We start from the raw sequence: 1,017 nt of genomic DNA on the forward strand, positions 1-1,017 counted from the left end.
GCCATAATCTCTGCGCGTCCATTTGAAATGCCATCCAGTGTAGAAAAATCCTGAAAAACGCGCACAGGATCAGCTGAAGAAAGCACGGTTACTGCACTCGCGAGCCGTATCTTTTTCGTTTGTGGTGCCGCCGCTGATAGAACCATCGCTGGAGAGGATGCTGCATAATCCTTTCTATGGTGCTCACCAACACCAAACACATCAAGTCCTACTTGATCAGCAAGAACGATTTCTTCAACAACTTCACGTAATCGCTGTGCGTGACTTATCACTTCACCACTATGAACATCTGGTTTCGTTTCTACAAAAGACGTAATACCTATTTCCATTTGTTATCTCTCCTAGTCCAATTAGATTTTAAGTCAAAAAAATTAATCATTTCCTTTATGGTAGTAACGTGTTTCTCATATTGGCTAGCACACGTTTATTTCATAAAATCTTAACTCGTCTGGTCATAGCCCAAAAAAGAAGAGCTAAAGCACTGACAGAGGCTCCGAGTAAGGAAACCCCTCCCCAGCCAAAGTGTACGTATATTTGAGTCGACGCAATTGAACCACCAGCACTGCCGATAGAATAAAACACCATATATCCAGCAGTAAGTCGACTCCGTGCTTCTGTATGCAATGGAAGGATCATGGTTTGATTCGTGACATGTATTGCTTGTACGGCCAAATCAAGTAGAACTATCCCTATCACTAATGCGATTAATGACTGCTCTATATAGCTGATGAACAACCATGAAATCAATAATAGAGCTAAAGCAATGCCTGTCGTTCGTTGTCCGTAACCTTGATCGGCCAATTTCCCTGCCCGTGCCGCAGCCAAGGCTCCAGCCACACCTACAAGACCGAATGCGCCAATTGCACTATGAGATAGAGCAATTGGCGGTGTACTAAGTGGCAGTACTAGTGAAGTCCACAAAATGCTGAAATCAGCAAAAATCAGCATGGCTAGAACGGAGCGAACGCGTAAAGTTCGTTCTTGAATAAACAAAGCAAGCACCGATCTAATCAACTG

Annotated in this window: 2 protein-coding genes; both read right to left on the bottom strand. The window is 43.6% G+C overall.

Features of this window, described 5'->3' with window-relative positions; all coding sequences use genetic code 11:
• On the bottom strand, positions 1-329 hold a 329-nt coding region (locus AC1DTM_RS28390), incomplete at its 3' end, for an LLM class flavin-dependent oxidoreductase (RefSeq protein WP_477001479.1).
• Between the two features lie 100 nt (positions 330-429).
• Positions 430-1,017 (bottom strand): MFS transporter (locus tag AC1DTM_RS28395; RefSeq protein WP_477001480.1); only part of this gene is annotated, 588 nt, incomplete at its 5' end.

Source organism: Bacillus sp. P4_D3 (assembly GCF_056401855.1).